Below are 15,000 nucleotides of genomic sequence, written 5' to 3' on the forward strand. Positions count from 1 at the left end.
TCGCGAAATTTATCGGCCATTTACGCCCCTTTTAAGGGCGAAGCGCGTCAGAATGGTGCAAATATTGCACCGTTGGCATTATCTGTCGCAGTTATTGGTCAATCCCCGTAACAGACGACGCAAATTCTGCTACCATCCATGCACTATTCACCTTGCACTGGCAGCGACTATGAAATTTGTCTCTTTTAATATCAACGGCCTGCGTGCCCGCCCTCACCAGCTTGAAGCGATTGTTGAACAACATCAGCCTGATGTGATCGGCCTGCAGGAGACAAAAGTTCACGACGATATGTTCCCCCTCGAAGAGGTGGTGAAACTGGGATACAACGTCTTTTATCACGGGCAGAAAGGGCATTACGGCGTTGCCCTGCTGACCAAAGAGACGCCGGTTTCCGTCCGCCGCGGCTTCCCGGGTGATGGCGAAGAAGCGCAGCGCCGGATCATCATGGCGGAAATTCCTTCAGCGCTCGGCAATATCACCGTGATCAACGGCTATTTCCCGCAGGGGGAGAGCCGTGACCATGAGACCAAATTCCCGGCGAAAGCGAAGTTTTATCAGGATCTGCAGAATTACCTGACCACCGAACTGAAAAAAGAGAATCCGGTGCTGATCATGGGCGACATGAATATTAGCCCGACCGATCTGGATATCGGCATTGGTGAAGAGAACCGCAAACGCTGGTTGCGCACCGGCAAATGTTCATTCCTGCCGGAAGAGCGGGAGTGGATGGATCGTCTGCTGAGCTGGGGTCTGGTGGATACCTTCCGCACGGCTAACCCGGACACCCAGGATCGCTTCTCATGGTTCGATTACCGCTCAAAAGGCTTTGATGACAACCGCGGGCTGCGCATAGACCTGCTGCTGGCAAGCTCCCCGCTGGCGGAACGCTGCATTGAAACCGGGATCGACTACGATATCCGCAGCATGGAAAAACCGTCGGACCACGCGCCGGTGTGGGCGAAATTCAAGCTGTAACCCCGTGTGAACATTCGAAAAATTGTCGTACTGTGCGCCCTGCTGGGCGCCTTTATGCTGACGTGGCTCACTCTTCCTCCGGGCACGCTCTCTCTTGAAACCGTCAAAACGCATCAGCAGACCTTGCTCGCCTGCGTCGAACACGCCCCGCAGCAAAGTGCGCTGATCTTTTTTGCGCTCTATGTGGTGGTTTCCGCCCTGTCTATCCCCGGTGCCGCGATACTGACTCTGCTGGGCGGCGCGCTGTTTACGCTGTGGAAGGGGACGCTGCTGGTGTCGTTTGCCTCCACGCTCGGCGCCACGCTCGCGATGCTTGCCAGCCGTTATCTGCTGCGCGACTGGGTTCAGCGACGGTTTGCCCAACAGATGAAAACGGTGAACGCGGGGATGGCGCGTGACGGCGCAGGGTATCTATTCGCCCTGCGGATGATGCCGTTGTTCCCGTTTTTTCTGGTCAATCTGCTGATGGGGCTGACCCGTATTGGGGTGCGTCGGTACTGGTGGGTCAGCCAGCTCGCCATGCTGCCCGCAACGGTTATCTTCCTCAACGCCGGCCGCGAGCTGGGAAAAATCACCTCGCTGCGCGATATTCTGTCGCCGGGCATGCTGTTAGCCTTTACACTACTGGGGTTATTACCGCTGATGAGCCGATGGCTATTCAGAAAATTTAAAATAAAATAAATTACCATTAATAGTATCAAATACGGTATTTAATGCCGATAAAAATAAAAAAAATCCCATTATATTAGTTAAGAATATAATGGGAGTTTTTAAATTTACAATCTCCGTTTAGAAGAAAATTTAATATTCGCTTGTTTATACTCATCCAATTTTTCAGACTTGTAAGCTGAATTTAAATTGATTGGTAATTTTGTTTTCGCTTTAAATTGTTCATCACTCACACACAACGCTCCATCATAGCGTGTGTTGAAGGATGAATCATTGTTTATTTCACCAATTTTATCTATTAATAGTTTCTGAATTGCTGTTTTATTCAAGCCACCAGACTTAGTATGTATCTCATGTAGCAAAGAAATTATTTTTTCTTTTGGTGAAAGACTCTGATAAGCCTTTTTAGATTCATCAATTTCATTTCTAAGGCCGTTGATAATCAGATCTTTTTCATCTGCCTTACATGAAACTCTGTACGAAGTATAAAGTCCACTAAAAAATGATGCAATCAAATAAGCTATTATTGCGATTTTATCACCATATTGGCGGTAAGCTTCAGGGTAATATTTCTGAATGCATAGCAAAAATATAAGTGGTAATCCAACAGCGAGTGCAGTTGCTATCCAGCCAATAATGAATAGTCCAGTATCACTTCTCTTCTCGGCCATTTTCAAATTCATCCATGCTTAAAGAAAAAATTTCCAATGACTTATGAAGTAAAGAAATGGAAAACTTAATACGTTCATCAATTAAATCTTTGTTGAACCTATCTTTAATACGAATAACCTCTTCCCTAGAAAACATGACCTGTTTCTTTTCAAGATCAGCAATTACACCTTTAACCCCAATTGCTTTTTTATTGAAATCATTTGCTATTTCAAAATTGACTATTGCCGCTTCATCATCAATATAAGTTATAGGGTTGGTAATATTAATAAGCAAATATTCATCAAGAAAATGCTTGAGCATTCCAAAAAACTGGTCTCCCTCAAAGTCCAGTTGAAAAATTAAAGAACCATCGCTCAACTCTTTATAAGAAGCGCATTTGAAAGATGAGATCTTTTCTAGCGTATTTTTAGCATCCAAAACAAATTCATTCATTGAAATCAATCCATAATACAAGTTAGTAACAACAAATTAAATCACTACCTTATACAATTTTAACACATTGCATTATGCCTCGCCAATCTTTTTATTAACACGTATTAATATTGCGTATCATCAATTTATGAAGGTTATATATTCTAATATTTGCTTTAGGATGTGAACTTAAGTAAAAAACAGTAGTGAGTTAGCAAAACATAGCGAAAAGAAAATATACGAAGACTATCCTTTCCTTAAGCACGTCTTCCGTATATAGGATAGAATATTAAATTATGATTTAATATGACATATTTTAACTTAAGCATATTTAAGGAGGCATTATGCGCCGTGTGCGTTTTTGCGCGTTTCTGACCGGTCTGCTGCTGACCACTCCTCTGTGTGCCGCCGACAGCTGGCACGTTATCCAACAACAGGCCAAAGGCCAGACCGTCTGGTTTAACGCCTGGGGAGGCGATCAGGCGGTTAACCGCTACCTCGACTGGGTCAGCGGCGAGATGAAAACGCACTACGCTGTCAACCTCAACATTGTCCACCTGGCCGATGCGGCGGATGCGGTAAAACGGATCCAGACAGAAGCTGCCGCCGGGCGTAAGACCCATGGCTCGGTGGATCTTTTGTGGGTTAACGGTGAGAATTTCCGCACGCTGAAAGAGGCTAACCTGCTGCAAACCGGATGGGCACAGACGCTGCCTAACTGGCGTTATGTCGACACGGGCAAACCGGTCACGGAAGATTTCGCCCTGCCAACCGAGGGCGCAGAATCTCCGTGGGGTGGCGCGCAGCTCACCTTTATCGCCCGCAAAGCGAGCATGCCCACTCCACCGTCAGACCCGCAGGGATTACTGGCCTGGGCCAAGCAGCATCCGGGTAAAATCAGCTATCCTCGTCCGCCTGATTTTACCGGCACCGCGTTTCTGGAACAGTTGCTTCTCACGCTCACCTCCCGGCCCGATGCGCTGAAACGCGCGCCCGATGACACCTTTGCACTGGTTACCGCGCCGCTCTGGGACTACCTCGACAAACTCCACCCGCTGCTGTGGCGAGAAGGAAAAGATTTCCCGCCTTCACCTGCGCGGATGGATACCCTGCTCGCCCGCGGCAGTCTGAGCCTGTCGCTGACCTTTAACCCGGCACATGCGCTGCAAAAAGTGGCCAGCGGTGAACTGCCTGCCGACAGCTACAGCTTTGGTTTTCACAACGGGATGATCGGTAACGTTCATTTTGTTGCCATCCCGACGAACGCCAGCGCCAGTGCGGGGGCCAGGGTGGTTGCCAATTTCCTGCTCTCACCTCAGGCGCAGATCCGCAAAGCCGACCCGGCTATCTGGGGCGATCCGAGCGTACTGCAGGCGAACACGCTGCCCGCAGATGAAGCAAAACAGCTTCAGGCCCACACGCCACAAGGGCTTCCGCGGATGCTTGCGGAGCCACACGCAGCCTGGGTTAACGCGCTGGAGCAGGAATGGCTGCGTCGTTACGGCACCCGCTGAGCGCACTCATCTGGCTGGCGATGGCGGCAGTGTATCTGCCGCTTGTTCCCGCCGCCGCCATGCTGTTGACTCCGGCGCTGTCGGCAGGAAACTGGCAACGCCTGTTTGACGACCCGCAGATCCCGCAGGCGCTCGCCGCCACCCTGGTATCCACGCTGATTGCCACTCTCGGCGCCCTGTTTATCGCCCTGATTTTCGTCACCACGCTCTGGCCCGGTGAGCGCTGGCGTCGTCTGTGTACCCGTTTCCCGTGGCTGCTGGCCGTTCCCCACGTTGCTTTCGCCACCAGCGTGTTGTTGACGTTTGCCGAAGGCGGTCTGTTTTATCAGCTCTGTACACGCTGCTCCCCGATGTTGGATCGCTACGGGATTGGGCTGGGGCTGACTCTCGCCGTCAAGGAGAGCGCCTTCGTGCTGTGGGCGATATACGCGGTGTTACCTGAAACCCGGCTGGGTCGCCAGAATGTCGTGTTGCAAACCCTGGGATACGGGCGGTTCCAGCGACTGTGCTGGCTGGTTATCCCGGAGATCGCGCCGGCGCTGGGTGCCACAATGCTGGCGGTGCTCGCCTGGTCCCTCTCTGTTGTGGATGTCGCCATTATCCTGGGGCCGGGGAATCCTCCTACCCTGGCGGTACTGGCCTGGCAGTGGCTGACCCAGGGCGACGTGCAGCAGCAAACGAAAGGAATGCTGCTCTGCCTGCTGATGCTCGCGCTGCTGGCCGTGCTTTCGGCGCTGGGGTTCGGTATCTGGAAGGCGTGGCGTCGCACGTTGCCTGCGCTGACAGGGGTGCGACGCACGTTCCCCCTCGCGCCGCCCGCCCGTATGCTCAGCGGAATCCTCCCCGCGTGCGGCATGCTTTGCGCCGGAGTGCTGCTGATGCTGGCCCAGTGGGATGATGTTAGCGCCGTGCGTGCCAGCTTATCGTTCGGCCTGCTCGCCAGCCTGATAGGCCTGATCATGATACTGCTCTGGCTGGAATGGGGGCCGCGGCGTGGTGCGCAGTGGGTCTGGCTCCCTCTCGCCCTTCCTGCGCTGCCGCTGGTTTCCGGGCAATACAGGGTGGCGTTATGGCTGGGTATCGACGGGCAGTACGCCGCCGTGCTCTGGAGTCATCTGCTGTGGGTGTTGCCGTGGATGCTGCTGATACTGCAACCCGCCTGGCGGCGCATCGATCCGCGGCTTCTCCTCACGGCCAGAACGCTTGGCTGGCGGCGGACAAAAGTCTTCTGCCTGATCAAATGTCCCCTGCTGTTGCGCCCCGCGCTGCTGGCGTTTGCAACCGGATTTTCGGTCAGCATGGCGCAATACATGCCAACACTCTGGCTCGGCGCGGGGCGTTTCAGCACCCTTACCACCGAAACCGTAGCGCTCAGCAGTGGCGGCAGCATCCCGATTCTGGCTAACCGGGCGCTGTGGCTTCTGTTGGTGACAGGGGCCGTCTTCGGCGTTGCCGCACTGTTATCCCGGCTCGCAGGCCATTATCGACGAGGATTACGTTAATGCTGAAGGTCAACAATCTCACCATTGCGCCGCTGTTCCGTGAGGTTAACTTTTATGTCCCTCGCGGTGAAATCGTCACCCTGATGGGGCCGTCCGGCAGCGGGAAATCGACCCTGTTCTCATGGATGGTTGGGGCACTGTCTGACGACTTTCAGGCGCAGGGCGAGCTGTGGCTTGACGATCGCCGCTGTGACGGGCTGCCTGTCGAGCAACGCGGGATCGGTATTCTCTTTCAGGACGCACTGCTGTTTGACCAGTACAGCGTCGGGCAAAATCTGCTGCTGGCGTTACCGGCGCGAATAACCGGACGCGCTCGCCGGGAAAGGGTGCAACAGGCCCTGGATTCAGCCGGGCTAAATCGCCACTATGCCAGCGATCCGGCCACGCTGTCCGGCGGGGAGCGTGCCAGGGTGAGCCTGCTGCGGGCTCTGCTTGCCGAGCCACAGGCGTTGTTGCTGGACGAACCGTTTAGCCGCCTTGATAAATCACTGCGGTCGTCCTTTCGGACATGGGTGTTTGATGCCCTGCGCGCACGCAATATCCCGGTGGTGCTGGTCACGCATGACGATGAAGATATTCCGCCGGGTGGCGAGGTGATTGAGATTTCTCGCTGGCAATAATGTGCTAACGCAATGTTTTACCTTTCAGGAGAGACGACAATGCCCCCCTCTTTTACTGACGTCAGGTTATTCGATGAAACGTGTTTCTCAACTGACCGCGCTGGCCCTGCTTTGCGGCCTCGCCTCACTCTCTTGCATGGCCGCTGATATGCCCCATTCGCTCACACTGGCTCAGCTTCAGGAACAGCACGGCGCGGCGATCGATACCCGTGCCAGTGCGTTTTATAACGGCTGGCCGCAAACGCTGAGCGCCCCCTCCGGGCACGAGCCCGCTGCGCTTAACCTCTCTGCCACGTGGCTGAGCGCGATGAGCGACGACCAGATTGGCCGCTGGGCAAAACAGCATCAGCTTACCCCCACAACGACTATCGCCCTCTACGGCAGTGACGCTGACAACCAGGCGGTGAGCGCCCGCCTGAAGAAAGCCGGTTATCCCCGGGTTTCCGTTCTCAGCGATGCCCTGCGGTCCCCTGAGCGTCTGCAGCGCCTGCCGCACTTTGAACAGCTCGTTTACCCGCAGTGGATTTATCAGCTTTCGCAGGGCAAACCGGTGGCAGCCGCCCCGGCCGGTGACTGGAAAGTGATTGAAGCCGCCTGGGGTGCGCCAAAGTTCTATCTGCTGAACCACATTCCCGGCGCGGATTATATTGATACCAACGAAGTGGAAAGCGAGCCGCTGTGGAATAAGGTTTCTGACGACAAACTGAAAGCGATGCTGGCAAAACACGGGATCCGTCACGATACCACCGTCATTCTGTATGGTCGCGATGTCTATGCCGCCGCCCGCGTGGCACAAATTATGCTCTACGCGGGCGTGAAGGACGTGCGTATTCTTGATGGTGGCTGGAAAGCGTGGTCAGAGGCCAACCTGCCGGTGGAAAGAGGGATGCCTGCTGATGTCAAACCCGCTCCCGATTTCGGCGCGCCGATCCCCGGTCAGCCACAGCTGATGATCGATATGGCGCAGGCGCGCGGGATGCTGCATCGCCAGGATGCTTCGCTGGTCAGCATTCGCTCGTGGCCGGAGTTTACTGGCGAAACCAGCGGCTACAGCTACATCAAACCCAAAGGTGAAATTGCCGGTGCCCGCTGGGGTCATGCCGGAAGCGATGCCACCCATATGGAAGATTTCCATAACCCGGACGGCACCATGCGCAGCGCCGATGACATCGCCGCCATGTGGAAAAGCTGGAACATCCTGCCAGAACAGCACGTGGCCTTTTATTGCGGTACCGGCTGGCGAGCCTCTGAGGGCTTTATGTATGCCCGGGCGATGGGCTGGAAAAACATCTCCGTCTATGACGGTGGCTGGTACGAATGGAGCAGCCACCCGCAAAACCCGGTGTCGTCTGGCGAGCGCGGACCCGACAGTTCGCGCTAGGGCGTGAGTGAACGCAGCGTCAGATACCCGCTCCAGATGCGCGTTGTGGTGGTCAGCCAGCACAACGCGCCAAATACCCACGCGAGAATCGTGAAGTGCGCCGGAAACAGGCAGCACAACACAAACAGCACGATGGTTTCCGTCCCTTCCGTTAATCCGCCGATATAGTAAAACGACTTGTGCGCATAGCCGGGGTTATCGATATTGTGTTTCGCCGCCAGAGCGGCAAAGGCCAGAAAGCTGCTGCCGGTTCCGATAAAGGCGAACAGTAGCCAGGCCGCGGCCAGCGCATTCTCAGCGGGAGCCGCGAGGGCAAAACCAAACGGCACCAGCGCGTAGAACAGAAAATCGAGCGCGATATCCAGAAACCCGCCCGCATCCGTCAGCCCTCTGCGGCGTGCCAGTGCGCCGTCCAGGCCATCCAGCAGGCGATTAACCACAATGGCGACCAGGGCCGCCGGATACCAGCCAAGCGCCAGAAACGGTAGCGTCAGCACGCCTGCGGCAAATCCGGTTAACGTTAAGCCATCGGGCGTGATGCCGGGTTTATCCAGCCAGGAGGCCAGCCGGTTAAGGGCGGGCTTTACCCGGGGATGAATATGTCGATCAAGCATGCGGCTTTCCTTTAAACGTGTCGCACAGTCCCTGCGCCGGGATATCCAGGGCGGCATTAAAGCGGGCCGAAAGGTTTTGAAACGCAATCAGCGCCGTCATTTCGCTAATCGTCTCATCGGTAAAAAGGCGTTTGAGCTCGCGTTTGAGCACCTCATCCACCTGCGGCGGCGTGGCGGTCACGGCCTCCGCATAGGCCAGCGCCGCGCGCTCCTGCTCATTGAAAAGCGCGGCGTCACGCCACTGGCTGACGGCCTGCACTTTATCCAGCGCGCCCGCGCGTTCGGCCAGGCGCAGGCTGTTGGCATCAATGCAAAATGCACAGTGACAGAGCTGGGATACCCGCGTCATCAGCAGCGAGCGCAGCACCGGCGTCAGGCGGGCGTTGCGTCGCTCCAGAAACCCGACAAACAGCGCCACCAGCCAGAAAAGGCGCGGCATACGTCCCCACCAGCGCGTGGGGTTAAGCACTGCGCCAAAGTGTTTTTTCTGCATGGCGGCAATAGGTTTGAGGCTGGCGGGAAGGGATTCAACCGGGGCAACCCAGGGGGATGTCTCTTTCACGTAATTCTCCTGACGACTGGACTCCTGGAAAGGGCACGATAATATGGTGTTTTTCGCTATCAAGTATTGACGACCATGCTGAAAACACTCGATGTCGTTGCGGCAATCATCGAAAAAGACAATAAAATTTTACTGGCGCAGCGCCCCATGCATGCCGATCAGCCGGGCCTGTGGGAGTTTGCCGGTGGAAAGGTGGAAGCCGGAGAAACGCAGCCCGAAGCGCTGATCCGCGAGCTGCAGGAGGAGTTGGGGATCCACGCGCGACCGTCGTACTACGTGGCAAGCCACCAGCGGGAAGTGTCACAGCGGATAATCCATTTACACGCCTGGCACGTGCCCCACTTCAGCGGTGAACTAACGGCGCACTACCACAGCGCCCTGGTGTGGTGTACGCCTGAAGAGGCGTTTGACTACCCCTTAGCCCCGGCGGATATTCCGCTGCTGGAAGCCTTTATTCTTTTACGCGACGCCAGACCAGTGGGTTCGTACTGATGGTGCGTTCATCGCGCTGGCACTGCAGCAGGATGCCGTCCGCTTTCACCACCGCCCCTTCTGAGTAGTTCTGATCCTGATAGATGCAGCACTGGTTACAGGTCTGCGCTCTCTGGCCGCTGGAGCTAAAGACCTCCGGCGGTACGTTCACTTCCACATCCGGACGAATGCGGTCAGCCTGCGCGCCAGCGCTCAGCATCAAACATAACGCGGTCATCACGTAACGGTTCATAGACTTCTCTTCCTGTTGTGTCCTGATAATGACTATAACGGTTAATCATCGCGGAACCTTTAATTTATCTCGTCATCGCTTTTGGTTATGACGCCGCACTGGTCATTAATTTCCCTTTCGACATAAATTTCTGCTTGCTTCGCAAAGCGGTACGGGTGGTATAGTCAAAAAAACAACACAAATCGTATAAGACACATACGGAAATTATCATAAGAGGTTCTTATATCTATGGATCAGACACGCACTCTGGAAAGTTTTCTCACCCATGTTCAGCAGCGCGACCCGCATCAGAGCGAGTTTGCGCAGGCCGTACGTGAAGTAATGACCACCCTGTGGCCCTTCCTGGAACAAAACCCACGTTATCGTCAGATGTCTTTGCTTGAGCGCCTCGTCGAACCTGAGCGCGTGATCCAGTTCCGCGTGGCGTGGGTGGACGACCGCAATCAGGTGCAGGTGAACCGCGCGTGGCGCGTGCAGTTTAACTCGGCTATCGGGCCGTTTAAGGGCGGGATGCGCTTCCACCCTTCAGTGAACCTGTCGATTTTGAAATTCCTTGGCTTTGAGCAGACCTTTAAAAACGCGCTCACTACCCTGCCGATGGGCGGCGGTAAAGGCGGCAGTGATTTTGACCCGAAAGGCAAAAGCGAAGGCGAAGTGATGCGTTTCTGCCAGGCGCTGATCACCGAGCTTTATCGCCACCTTGGCCCGGACACCGACGTCCCTGCCGGTGATATCGGCGTGGGCGGGCGTGAAGTGGGCTTTATGGCCGGAATGATGAAAAAGCTCTCAAACAACAGCGCCTGCGTCTTTACCGGCAAAGGACTCTCCTTTGGCGGCAGCCTGATCCGCCCGGAAGCGACCGGCTACGGTCTGGTCTATTTCACCGAAGCGATGCTGAAACGCCACGGCTTAGGCTTCGAAGGCATGCGCGTGGCGGTCTCCGGCTCCGGCAACGTGGCGCAATATGCTATCGAAAAAGCAATGCAGTTTGGTGCCCGCGTGGTCACCGCGTCTGATTCCAGCGGTACCGTCGTGGATGAAGCCGGCTTCACGGCTGAGAAACTGGCGCGTCTTTGTGAAATCAAAGCCAGCCGCGATGGCCGCGTGGCCGATTATGCCCGCGAGTTTGGTCTGACCTATCTTGAGGGTAAACAACCGTGGGGCGTGCCGGTGGATATCGCCCTGCCATGTGCAACCCAGAACGAACTGGACGTTGAAGCCGCCCGCACCTTAATCAGCAATGGCGTAAAAGCGGTAGCCGAAGGGGCGAATATGCCAACCACCATCGAGGCGACCGATCTGTTCCTGGAAGCAGGCGTACTGTTTGCACCGGGCAAAGCCGCCAACGCCGGCGGCGTGGCTACGTCCGGTCTGGAGATGGCGCAAAACGCCGCGCGTCTGGGCTGGAAAGCGGAGAAAGTGGATGCCCGTCTGCACCACATCATGCTGGATATTCACCACGCCTGCGTAGAGTACGGCGGTGAGGCCTCGCAAACCAACTACGTGCGTGGTGCGAATATCGCCGGGTTCGTGAAGGTGGCGGACGCGATGATTGGGCAGGGTGTGATTTAAAGTTTATTGTGCGGCCGGGTGCCCTCTCCCACAGGGAGAGGGAAAAAAACGAGGGTATCAGGCCGCGCTCTTTTTCTTTTTAAACGGTTTCTTCGCACCACCACCCGGTGCCACCATTCCTCTGAACCGCTTCACCGGCGTGCTGCGCGCCTGATCGATCAGCTGGTACAGCGTCCCCACCAGCGGCTGCATAAAGTCCTGATAACGGCACTGTTTCTCGCTGATTTGCGTCAGCACCGATTCCCAGTGCGCCGTCATATCCGGCCGGGCGGCCAGCTCCGGCAGGGAGTGGATTAATGCCCTGCCCGGCTCGGTGGAGTGAATATAGCGCCCTTTTTTCTCCAGGAAGCCGCGTTTGAACAGCAGCTCGATGATCCCCGCGCGGGTCGCTTCGGTTCCCAGCCCGTCAGTGGCGCGCAGGATCTTTTTCAGCTCTTTGTCCTGCACAAAACGGGCAATCCCGGTCATGGCGGAGAGCAGCGTCGCATCGGTGAAATGGCGTGGTGGCTGCGTCTGGCGCTCTACCACTTCCCCTTTCTCACACAGCAGCTCGTCGTCTTTAGCCACTACCGGCAGCGGAGTGCCGTCGTTCTCTTCGTCACGCTCTTTGTTGCCAAGCAGCGTACGCCAGCCCGCTTCCGCCAGAAAACGCGCTTTGGCAATAAATTTGCCTTTGGCGATCTCCAGCTCAATGACGCACTTGCGGAACACCGCGTCCGGGCAGAACTGCATCAGATACTGACGCGCGATCAGGTTATAGACCTTCGCTTCGTTCTCCGTCAGGTTGACGTTGCTGGCCCGCGCCGTCGGGATGATCGCATGGTGGGCATCGACTTTTTTATCGTCCCAGCAGCGGTTATGGGTATCCGGGTTGACGACCGGCTGCGGCAGCAGATCCGGCGCATGCACGCCGATGGCGTTCATCACCGCGTGGCGTCCGGCAAAGTGTTCTTCAGGCAGGTAGCGGCTGTCTGAACGCGGATAGGTGATGAGCTTGTGGGTTTCGTAGAGCTTCTGGCAGATATCCAGCACGTTCTGCGCGCTCAGGCCAAAGCGCTTCGCGGCCTCAATCTGCAGGGCAGAAAGTGAAAACGGCAGCGGTGCGGGTTCGGATTCCCGTTTATCGTTATAGCTGGTGACGATGGCAGGTTGACCGGTGATCCGGTTGACCACGTGCTCCGCCAGCGGACGGTGCAGCAGACGGCCCTCTTCATCCTGATACGATTCGCAGGCATCGCTCGGCTGCCAGACGGCGGTAAAACGCTCCTCTTTCGGGGTGACGATGTGCGCTTTCACTTCGAAGAAATCTTTGGCAACGAAGTTTTCAATTTCTTCATCACGGCGCACCACCAGCCCCAGCACCGGCGTTTGCACGCGGCCTACGGAGAGTACCCCCTGATAGCCGGCATTCCGCCCAAGGATCGTGTAGGCGCGGGTCATGTTGATCCCGTACAGCCAGTCTGCGCGCGCACGGGCCAGCGCGGACACGCACAGCGGGATAAACTCGCTGTTGGCGCGAAGGCGCGAAATTGCCCGCTCCACCGCCTGCGGGTTGAGGTCGTTAATCAGGCAGCGCTGCACCTGCTGGCGTTTTTCCGGCGCCAGCTCCAGATAGTCCAGCACTTCATCCACCAGCAGTTGTCCTTCCCTGTCCGGGTCACCGGCGTGGACAACTTCAGACGCTTCATGCAGAAAGCGCTTAATGACGTTGAGCTGTTTGGTGACGGAGGGGCGCGGTTGCAGGCGCCATTTTTCCGGCACGATAGGCAGATCGTTGAGGTTCCAGCGGGCATAGCGGCTGTCGTAGACGTCTGGCTGTGCCTGCTCAAGCAGGTGACCAATGCACCAGGTGACCACCTGCCCGTTACCGCATTCAATAAAGCCGTCGCCTTTGCGATGCGGCTTCGGCAGCACATCGGCGATGGCACGAGCCAGACTCGGCTTTTCGGCAATAAACAACCGCATCGAATTAACGGATCTCAATCATCGGTCGGCCACCGCGCGCGGTCACCAGTTCGCCGATCGCCGTCAGGGTAATACCAAACTCGGCGGCCGTTGCCTGCACCTCGGCTTCTGACTCCGGCGTGACTGCCAGCAGCAGACCACCCGAGGTTTGCGGATCGCACAGCAGGTTACGCCACTCTTCAGGCATTTCGCCCATCAGATGACCATAGCTGGCAAAGTTACGCTGAGTACCGCCCGGCACGGCGCCCTGGGCAATGTACGCTTCCACGCCTGGCAGCTTCGGCACGTCCTGATACCAGACCTGCGCCTGCACACCCGCGCCCTGACACACTTCAGAGAGATGCCCCAACAGGCCAAAACCGGTGACGTCGGTCATCGCCTTCACGCCGTCGATATTGGCGAAAGCGGCACCGGCCAGGTTCATCTGGCACATCACTTCCGTTGCCAGACCTTTATGCTCGGGTTTCAGCAGGGATTTTTTCTCGGCGGTGGTCAGCACGCCAATGCCCAGCGGCTTGGTGAGGAACAGCTTGCAACCCGCCTGCGCGGTGCTGTTGCGTTTGACGCGCTCGGTAGGCACCACGCCCGTGACCGCCAGACCGAAGATCGGCTCCGGCGCATCAATAGAGTGACCACCGGCCAGGGCAATCCCCGCCTGCTGGCAGGCAAAGCGTCCGCCCTCAATCACCTGGCGGGCTATTTCTGGCGCCAGGGTGTTGATCGGCCAGCCCAGAATCGCAATCGCCATAATCGGTTTACCGCCCATCGCGAAGATATCGCTGATGGCGTTGGTCGCCGCGATGCGCCCGAAATCGAACGGGTTATCGACAATCGGCATAAAGAAGTCAGTGGTACTGATAATGCTGGTGCCGTTACCCAAGTCATAAACCGCTGCATCGTCACGCGTTTCGTTGCCAACAAGCAGGTTCGGGTCGACAAACTTCGCCTGTTCGCTGTGCAGGATGGTTTCCAGCACTTTGGGGGAAATTTTACAACCGCAACCGGCTCCGTGGCTGTATTGCGTTAAACGAATGGTTTGCTCGCTCATGGACATCTCCTGTCAATGCAATCGCGCTATGGTAGCGCTCATTCCTTAAAGAGGTAAGTATGACTGTCTGAATTCTGCGGCAGATGCTCAGAATCCAGACAGTTTAGCGCGCGTTATCAGAAACGGCTGACGAAAGGCGTGGTGTCCGGCACGCTAATGGTGCTGGAGGCTTTAAGCTGAGGGGTGCCGAGATAGAGGAAACCGACGATTTTGTCATGCTCGCCGCAGTTGAGTCCGTCGCGCACCGCCGGGCTTTCAGTCAGTGGCCCGGTACGCCAGATACCGTTGAAGCCTTGTGCAACAGCGGCCATCTGCATCGCCATCACCGCGCATCCCGCCGACATCTCCTGCTCCCATACCGGCACTTTATGCTCCGCCTGACACTTCGCCACGACGGCGATAATCATCGGCGCACGGAACGGCGCATTACGGGCTTTATCGATCCCTTTCTCATCCTGACCGGCGGCAACCGCCCCCTGCTCCAGCAGCTGGCTGAAGCGCTCGCGGCCTTCACCTTCAATAATAAAGAAGTGCCACGGCTGAAGTGTGCCGTGATCCGGCGCACGCATACCGGCACGCAGAATGTTCTCCAGCTGCTCACCCGCTGGCGCAGGTTCCGCCAGACGTGACGCGCTACGGCGGTTAACAAGCAGTTCAAGTGCGTCCATTGGTTAACTCCTTTCTTGAAATTTACTCACAAAATTAACACGACGGCAGATTTTGTTACAGCCTGGCAGGCGATTCCTGCTGACAAGTGGCGGTTGGGTCAT

The 15,000-nt window shown here is 56.3% G+C and carries 16 protein-coding genes; 8 read left to right on the forward strand and 8 right to left on the reverse strand.

Annotated features, from left to right (window positions below; all coding sequences use genetic code 11):
- The first annotated feature begins 169 nt into the window (after window positions 1-169).
- Window positions 170-976 (forward strand): exodeoxyribonuclease III, encoded by an 807-nt coding sequence (gene xthA / locus M8370_RS02105; RefSeq protein WP_023620719.1) that lies wholly within the window; start codon window positions 170-172, stop codon window positions 974-976.
- Between the two features lie 6 nt (window positions 977-982).
- Window positions 983-1,657, forward strand: coding sequence for a TVP38/TMEM64 family protein (locus M8370_RS02110; RefSeq protein ID WP_250020425.1), 675 nt, complete (start codon window positions 983-985; stop codon window positions 1,655-1,657).
- Window positions 1,658-1,752: 95 nt separating this feature from the next.
- Here the strand turns inward: M8370_RS02110 and M8370_RS02115 are convergent, their stop codons facing one another.
- Together M8370_RS02115 and M8370_RS02120 are read right to left on the reverse strand one after the other, a co-directional pair.
- A complete protein-coding gene (locus M8370_RS02115) occupies window positions 1,753-2,316 on the reverse strand; it encodes a hypothetical protein (RefSeq protein WP_250020426.1) in 564 nt (187 codons plus the stop codon).
- The gene (locus tag M8370_RS02120; RefSeq protein WP_250020427.1) at window positions 2,297-2,749 is read right to left on the reverse strand and encodes a hypothetical protein; all 453 of its coding nucleotides are present in this window, start codon (window positions 2,747-2,749) and stop codon (window positions 2,297-2,299) included. The genes M8370_RS02115 and M8370_RS02120 overlap by 20 nt, the downstream gene beginning before the upstream one ends.
- A gap of 332 nt (window positions 2,750-3,081) precedes the next feature.
- Here M8370_RS02120 and M8370_RS02125 point away from each other — a divergent pair, with 332 nt between their 5' ends.
- From M8370_RS02125 to M8370_RS02140, 4 genes are all read left to right on the forward strand, one after another.
- Window positions 3,082-4,242, forward strand: a complete 1,161-nt coding sequence (locus M8370_RS02125) for an ABC transporter substrate-binding protein (RefSeq protein WP_409244199.1) — start codon at window positions 3,082-3,084, stop codon at window positions 4,240-4,242.
- A complete protein-coding gene (locus M8370_RS02130) occupies window positions 4,215-5,744 on the forward strand; it encodes an ABC transporter permease family protein (protein WP_250020429.1) in 1,530 nt (509 codons plus the stop codon). Before M8370_RS02125 ends, M8370_RS02130 begins: the two co-directional genes overlap by 28 nt.
- Window positions 5,744-6,364: an ATP-binding cassette domain-containing protein gene (locus M8370_RS02135; protein ID WP_038419146.1), complete on the forward strand. Its 621-nt coding sequence runs from the start codon at window positions 5,744-5,746 to the stop codon at window positions 6,362-6,364. The genes M8370_RS02130 and M8370_RS02135 overlap by 1 nt, the downstream gene beginning before the upstream one ends.
- A 73-nt stretch (window positions 6,365-6,437) precedes the next feature.
- Window positions 6,438-7,745 (forward strand): sulfurtransferase, encoded by a 1,308-nt coding sequence (locus tag M8370_RS02140; RefSeq protein WP_250020430.1) that lies wholly within the window; start codon window positions 6,438-6,440, stop codon window positions 7,743-7,745.
- Here M8370_RS02140 and M8370_RS02145 read toward each other — a convergent pair.
- Window positions 7,742-8,359, reverse strand: a complete 618-nt coding sequence (locus tag M8370_RS02145; protein ID WP_250020431.1) for a CDP-alcohol phosphatidyltransferase family protein — start codon at window positions 8,357-8,359, stop codon at window positions 7,742-7,744. The two genes, M8370_RS02140 and M8370_RS02145, sit on opposite strands and share 4 nt — an antisense overlap.
- The gene (locus tag M8370_RS02150) at window positions 8,352-8,921 is read right to left on the reverse strand and encodes a carboxymuconolactone decarboxylase family protein (protein ID WP_250020432.1); all 570 of its coding nucleotides are present in this window, start codon (window positions 8,919-8,921) and stop codon (window positions 8,352-8,354) included. Before M8370_RS02150 ends, M8370_RS02145 begins: the two co-directional genes overlap by 8 nt.
- A gap of 75 nt (window positions 8,922-8,996) precedes the next feature.
- Here M8370_RS02150 and M8370_RS02155 point away from each other — a divergent pair, with 75 nt between their 5' ends.
- Window positions 8,997-9,413 carry a pyrimidine (deoxy)nucleoside triphosphate diphosphatase gene (locus M8370_RS02155; protein ID WP_062857261.1) on the forward strand — a complete coding sequence of 139 codons (417 nt, stop codon included), beginning with the start codon at window positions 8,997-8,999 and terminating at the stop codon, window positions 9,411-9,413.
- Here the strand turns inward: M8370_RS02155 and M8370_RS02160 are convergent.
- Window positions 9,373-9,645 (reverse strand): YnjH family protein, encoded by a 273-nt coding sequence (locus tag M8370_RS02160; protein WP_250020433.1) that lies wholly within the window; start codon window positions 9,643-9,645, stop codon window positions 9,373-9,375. The genes M8370_RS02155 and M8370_RS02160 overlap by 41 nt on opposite strands.
- Before the next feature lie 228 nt (window positions 9,646-9,873).
- Here M8370_RS02160 and gdhA point away from each other — a divergent pair, with 228 nt between their 5' ends.
- Entirely contained in the window at window positions 9,874-11,217 is a 1,344-nt protein-coding gene (gene gdhA / locus M8370_RS02165; protein WP_020688396.1) for an NADP-specific glutamate dehydrogenase, read from the forward strand.
- A gap of 57 nt (window positions 11,218-11,274) precedes the next feature.
- Here gdhA and M8370_RS02170 read toward each other — a convergent pair whose 3' ends face one another.
- The 3 genes from M8370_RS02170 to M8370_RS02180 form a co-directional block, all read right to left on the reverse strand.
- Window positions 11,275-13,182: a DNA topoisomerase III gene (locus M8370_RS02170; RefSeq protein ID WP_038979877.1), complete on the reverse strand. Its 1,908-nt coding sequence runs from the start codon at window positions 13,180-13,182 to the stop codon at window positions 11,275-11,277.
- A gap of 4 nt (window positions 13,183-13,186) precedes the next feature.
- Window positions 13,187-14,230, reverse strand: a complete 1,044-nt coding sequence (gene selD / locus M8370_RS02175) for a selenide, water dikinase SelD (RefSeq protein ID WP_014831513.1) — start codon at window positions 14,228-14,230, stop codon at window positions 13,187-13,189.
- 116 nt (window positions 14,231-14,346) lie between these two features.
- Window positions 14,347-14,898 (reverse strand): NAD(P)H nitroreductase, encoded by a 552-nt coding sequence (locus M8370_RS02180; protein WP_013097046.1) that lies wholly within the window; start codon window positions 14,896-14,898, stop codon window positions 14,347-14,349.
- Window positions 14,899-15,000: the final 102 nt, after the last annotated feature.

Source organism: Enterobacter cloacae complex sp. OE43NF (assembly GCF_023544405.1).
Classification (GTDB): Bacteria; Pseudomonadota; Gammaproteobacteria; order Enterobacterales; family Enterobacteriaceae; genus Enterobacter; species Enterobacter cloacae.

What these genes read in the sequence shown, in the direction of transcription:
- xthA (WP_023620719.1), top strand. Translation starts at nt 170, where the DNA reads ATGAAATTTGTCTCTTTTAATATCAACGGCCTGCGTGCCCGCCCTCAC.
- M8370_RS02115 (WP_250020426.1), bottom strand. Translation starts at nt 2,316, where the DNA reads ATGGCCGAGAAGAGAAGTGATACTGGACTATTCATTATTGGCTGGATA.
- M8370_RS02120 (WP_250020427.1), bottom strand. Translation starts at nt 2,749, where the DNA reads ATGAATGAATTTGTTTTGGATGCTAAAAATACGCTAGAAAAGATCTCA.
- M8370_RS02130 (WP_250020429.1), top strand. Translation starts at nt 4,215, where the DNA reads ATGGCTGCGTCGTTACGGCACCCGCTGAGCGCACTCATCTGGCTGGCG.
- M8370_RS02135 (WP_038419146.1), top strand. Translation starts at nt 5,744, where the DNA reads ATGCTGAAGGTCAACAATCTCACCATTGCGCCGCTGTTCCGTGAGGTT.
- M8370_RS02140 (WP_250020430.1), top strand. Translation starts at nt 6,438, where the DNA reads ATGAAACGTGTTTCTCAACTGACCGCGCTGGCCCTGCTTTGCGGCCTC.
- M8370_RS02145 (WP_250020431.1), bottom strand. Translation starts at nt 8,359, where the DNA reads ATGCTTGATCGACATATTCATCCCCGGGTAAAGCCCGCCCTTAACCGG.
- M8370_RS02155 (WP_062857261.1), top strand. Translation starts at nt 8,997, where the DNA reads ATGCTGAAAACACTCGATGTCGTTGCGGCAATCATCGAAAAAGACAAT.
- M8370_RS02160 (WP_250020433.1), bottom strand. Translation starts at nt 9,645, where the DNA reads ATGAACCGTTACGTGATGACCGCGTTATGTTTGATGCTGAGCGCTGGC.
- gdhA (WP_020688396.1), top strand. Translation starts at nt 9,874, where the DNA reads ATGGATCAGACACGCACTCTGGAAAGTTTTCTCACCCATGTTCAGCAG.
- M8370_RS02170 (WP_038979877.1), bottom strand. Translation starts at nt 13,182, where the DNA reads ATGCGGTTGTTTATTGCCGAAAAGCCGAGTCTGGCTCGTGCCATCGCC.
- selD (WP_014831513.1), bottom strand. Translation starts at nt 14,230, where the DNA reads ATGAGCGAGCAAACCATTCGTTTAACGCAATACAGCCACGGAGCCGGT.
- M8370_RS02180 (WP_013097046.1), bottom strand. Translation starts at nt 14,898, where the DNA reads ATGGACGCACTTGAACTGCTTGTTAACCGCCGTAGCGCGTCACGTCTG.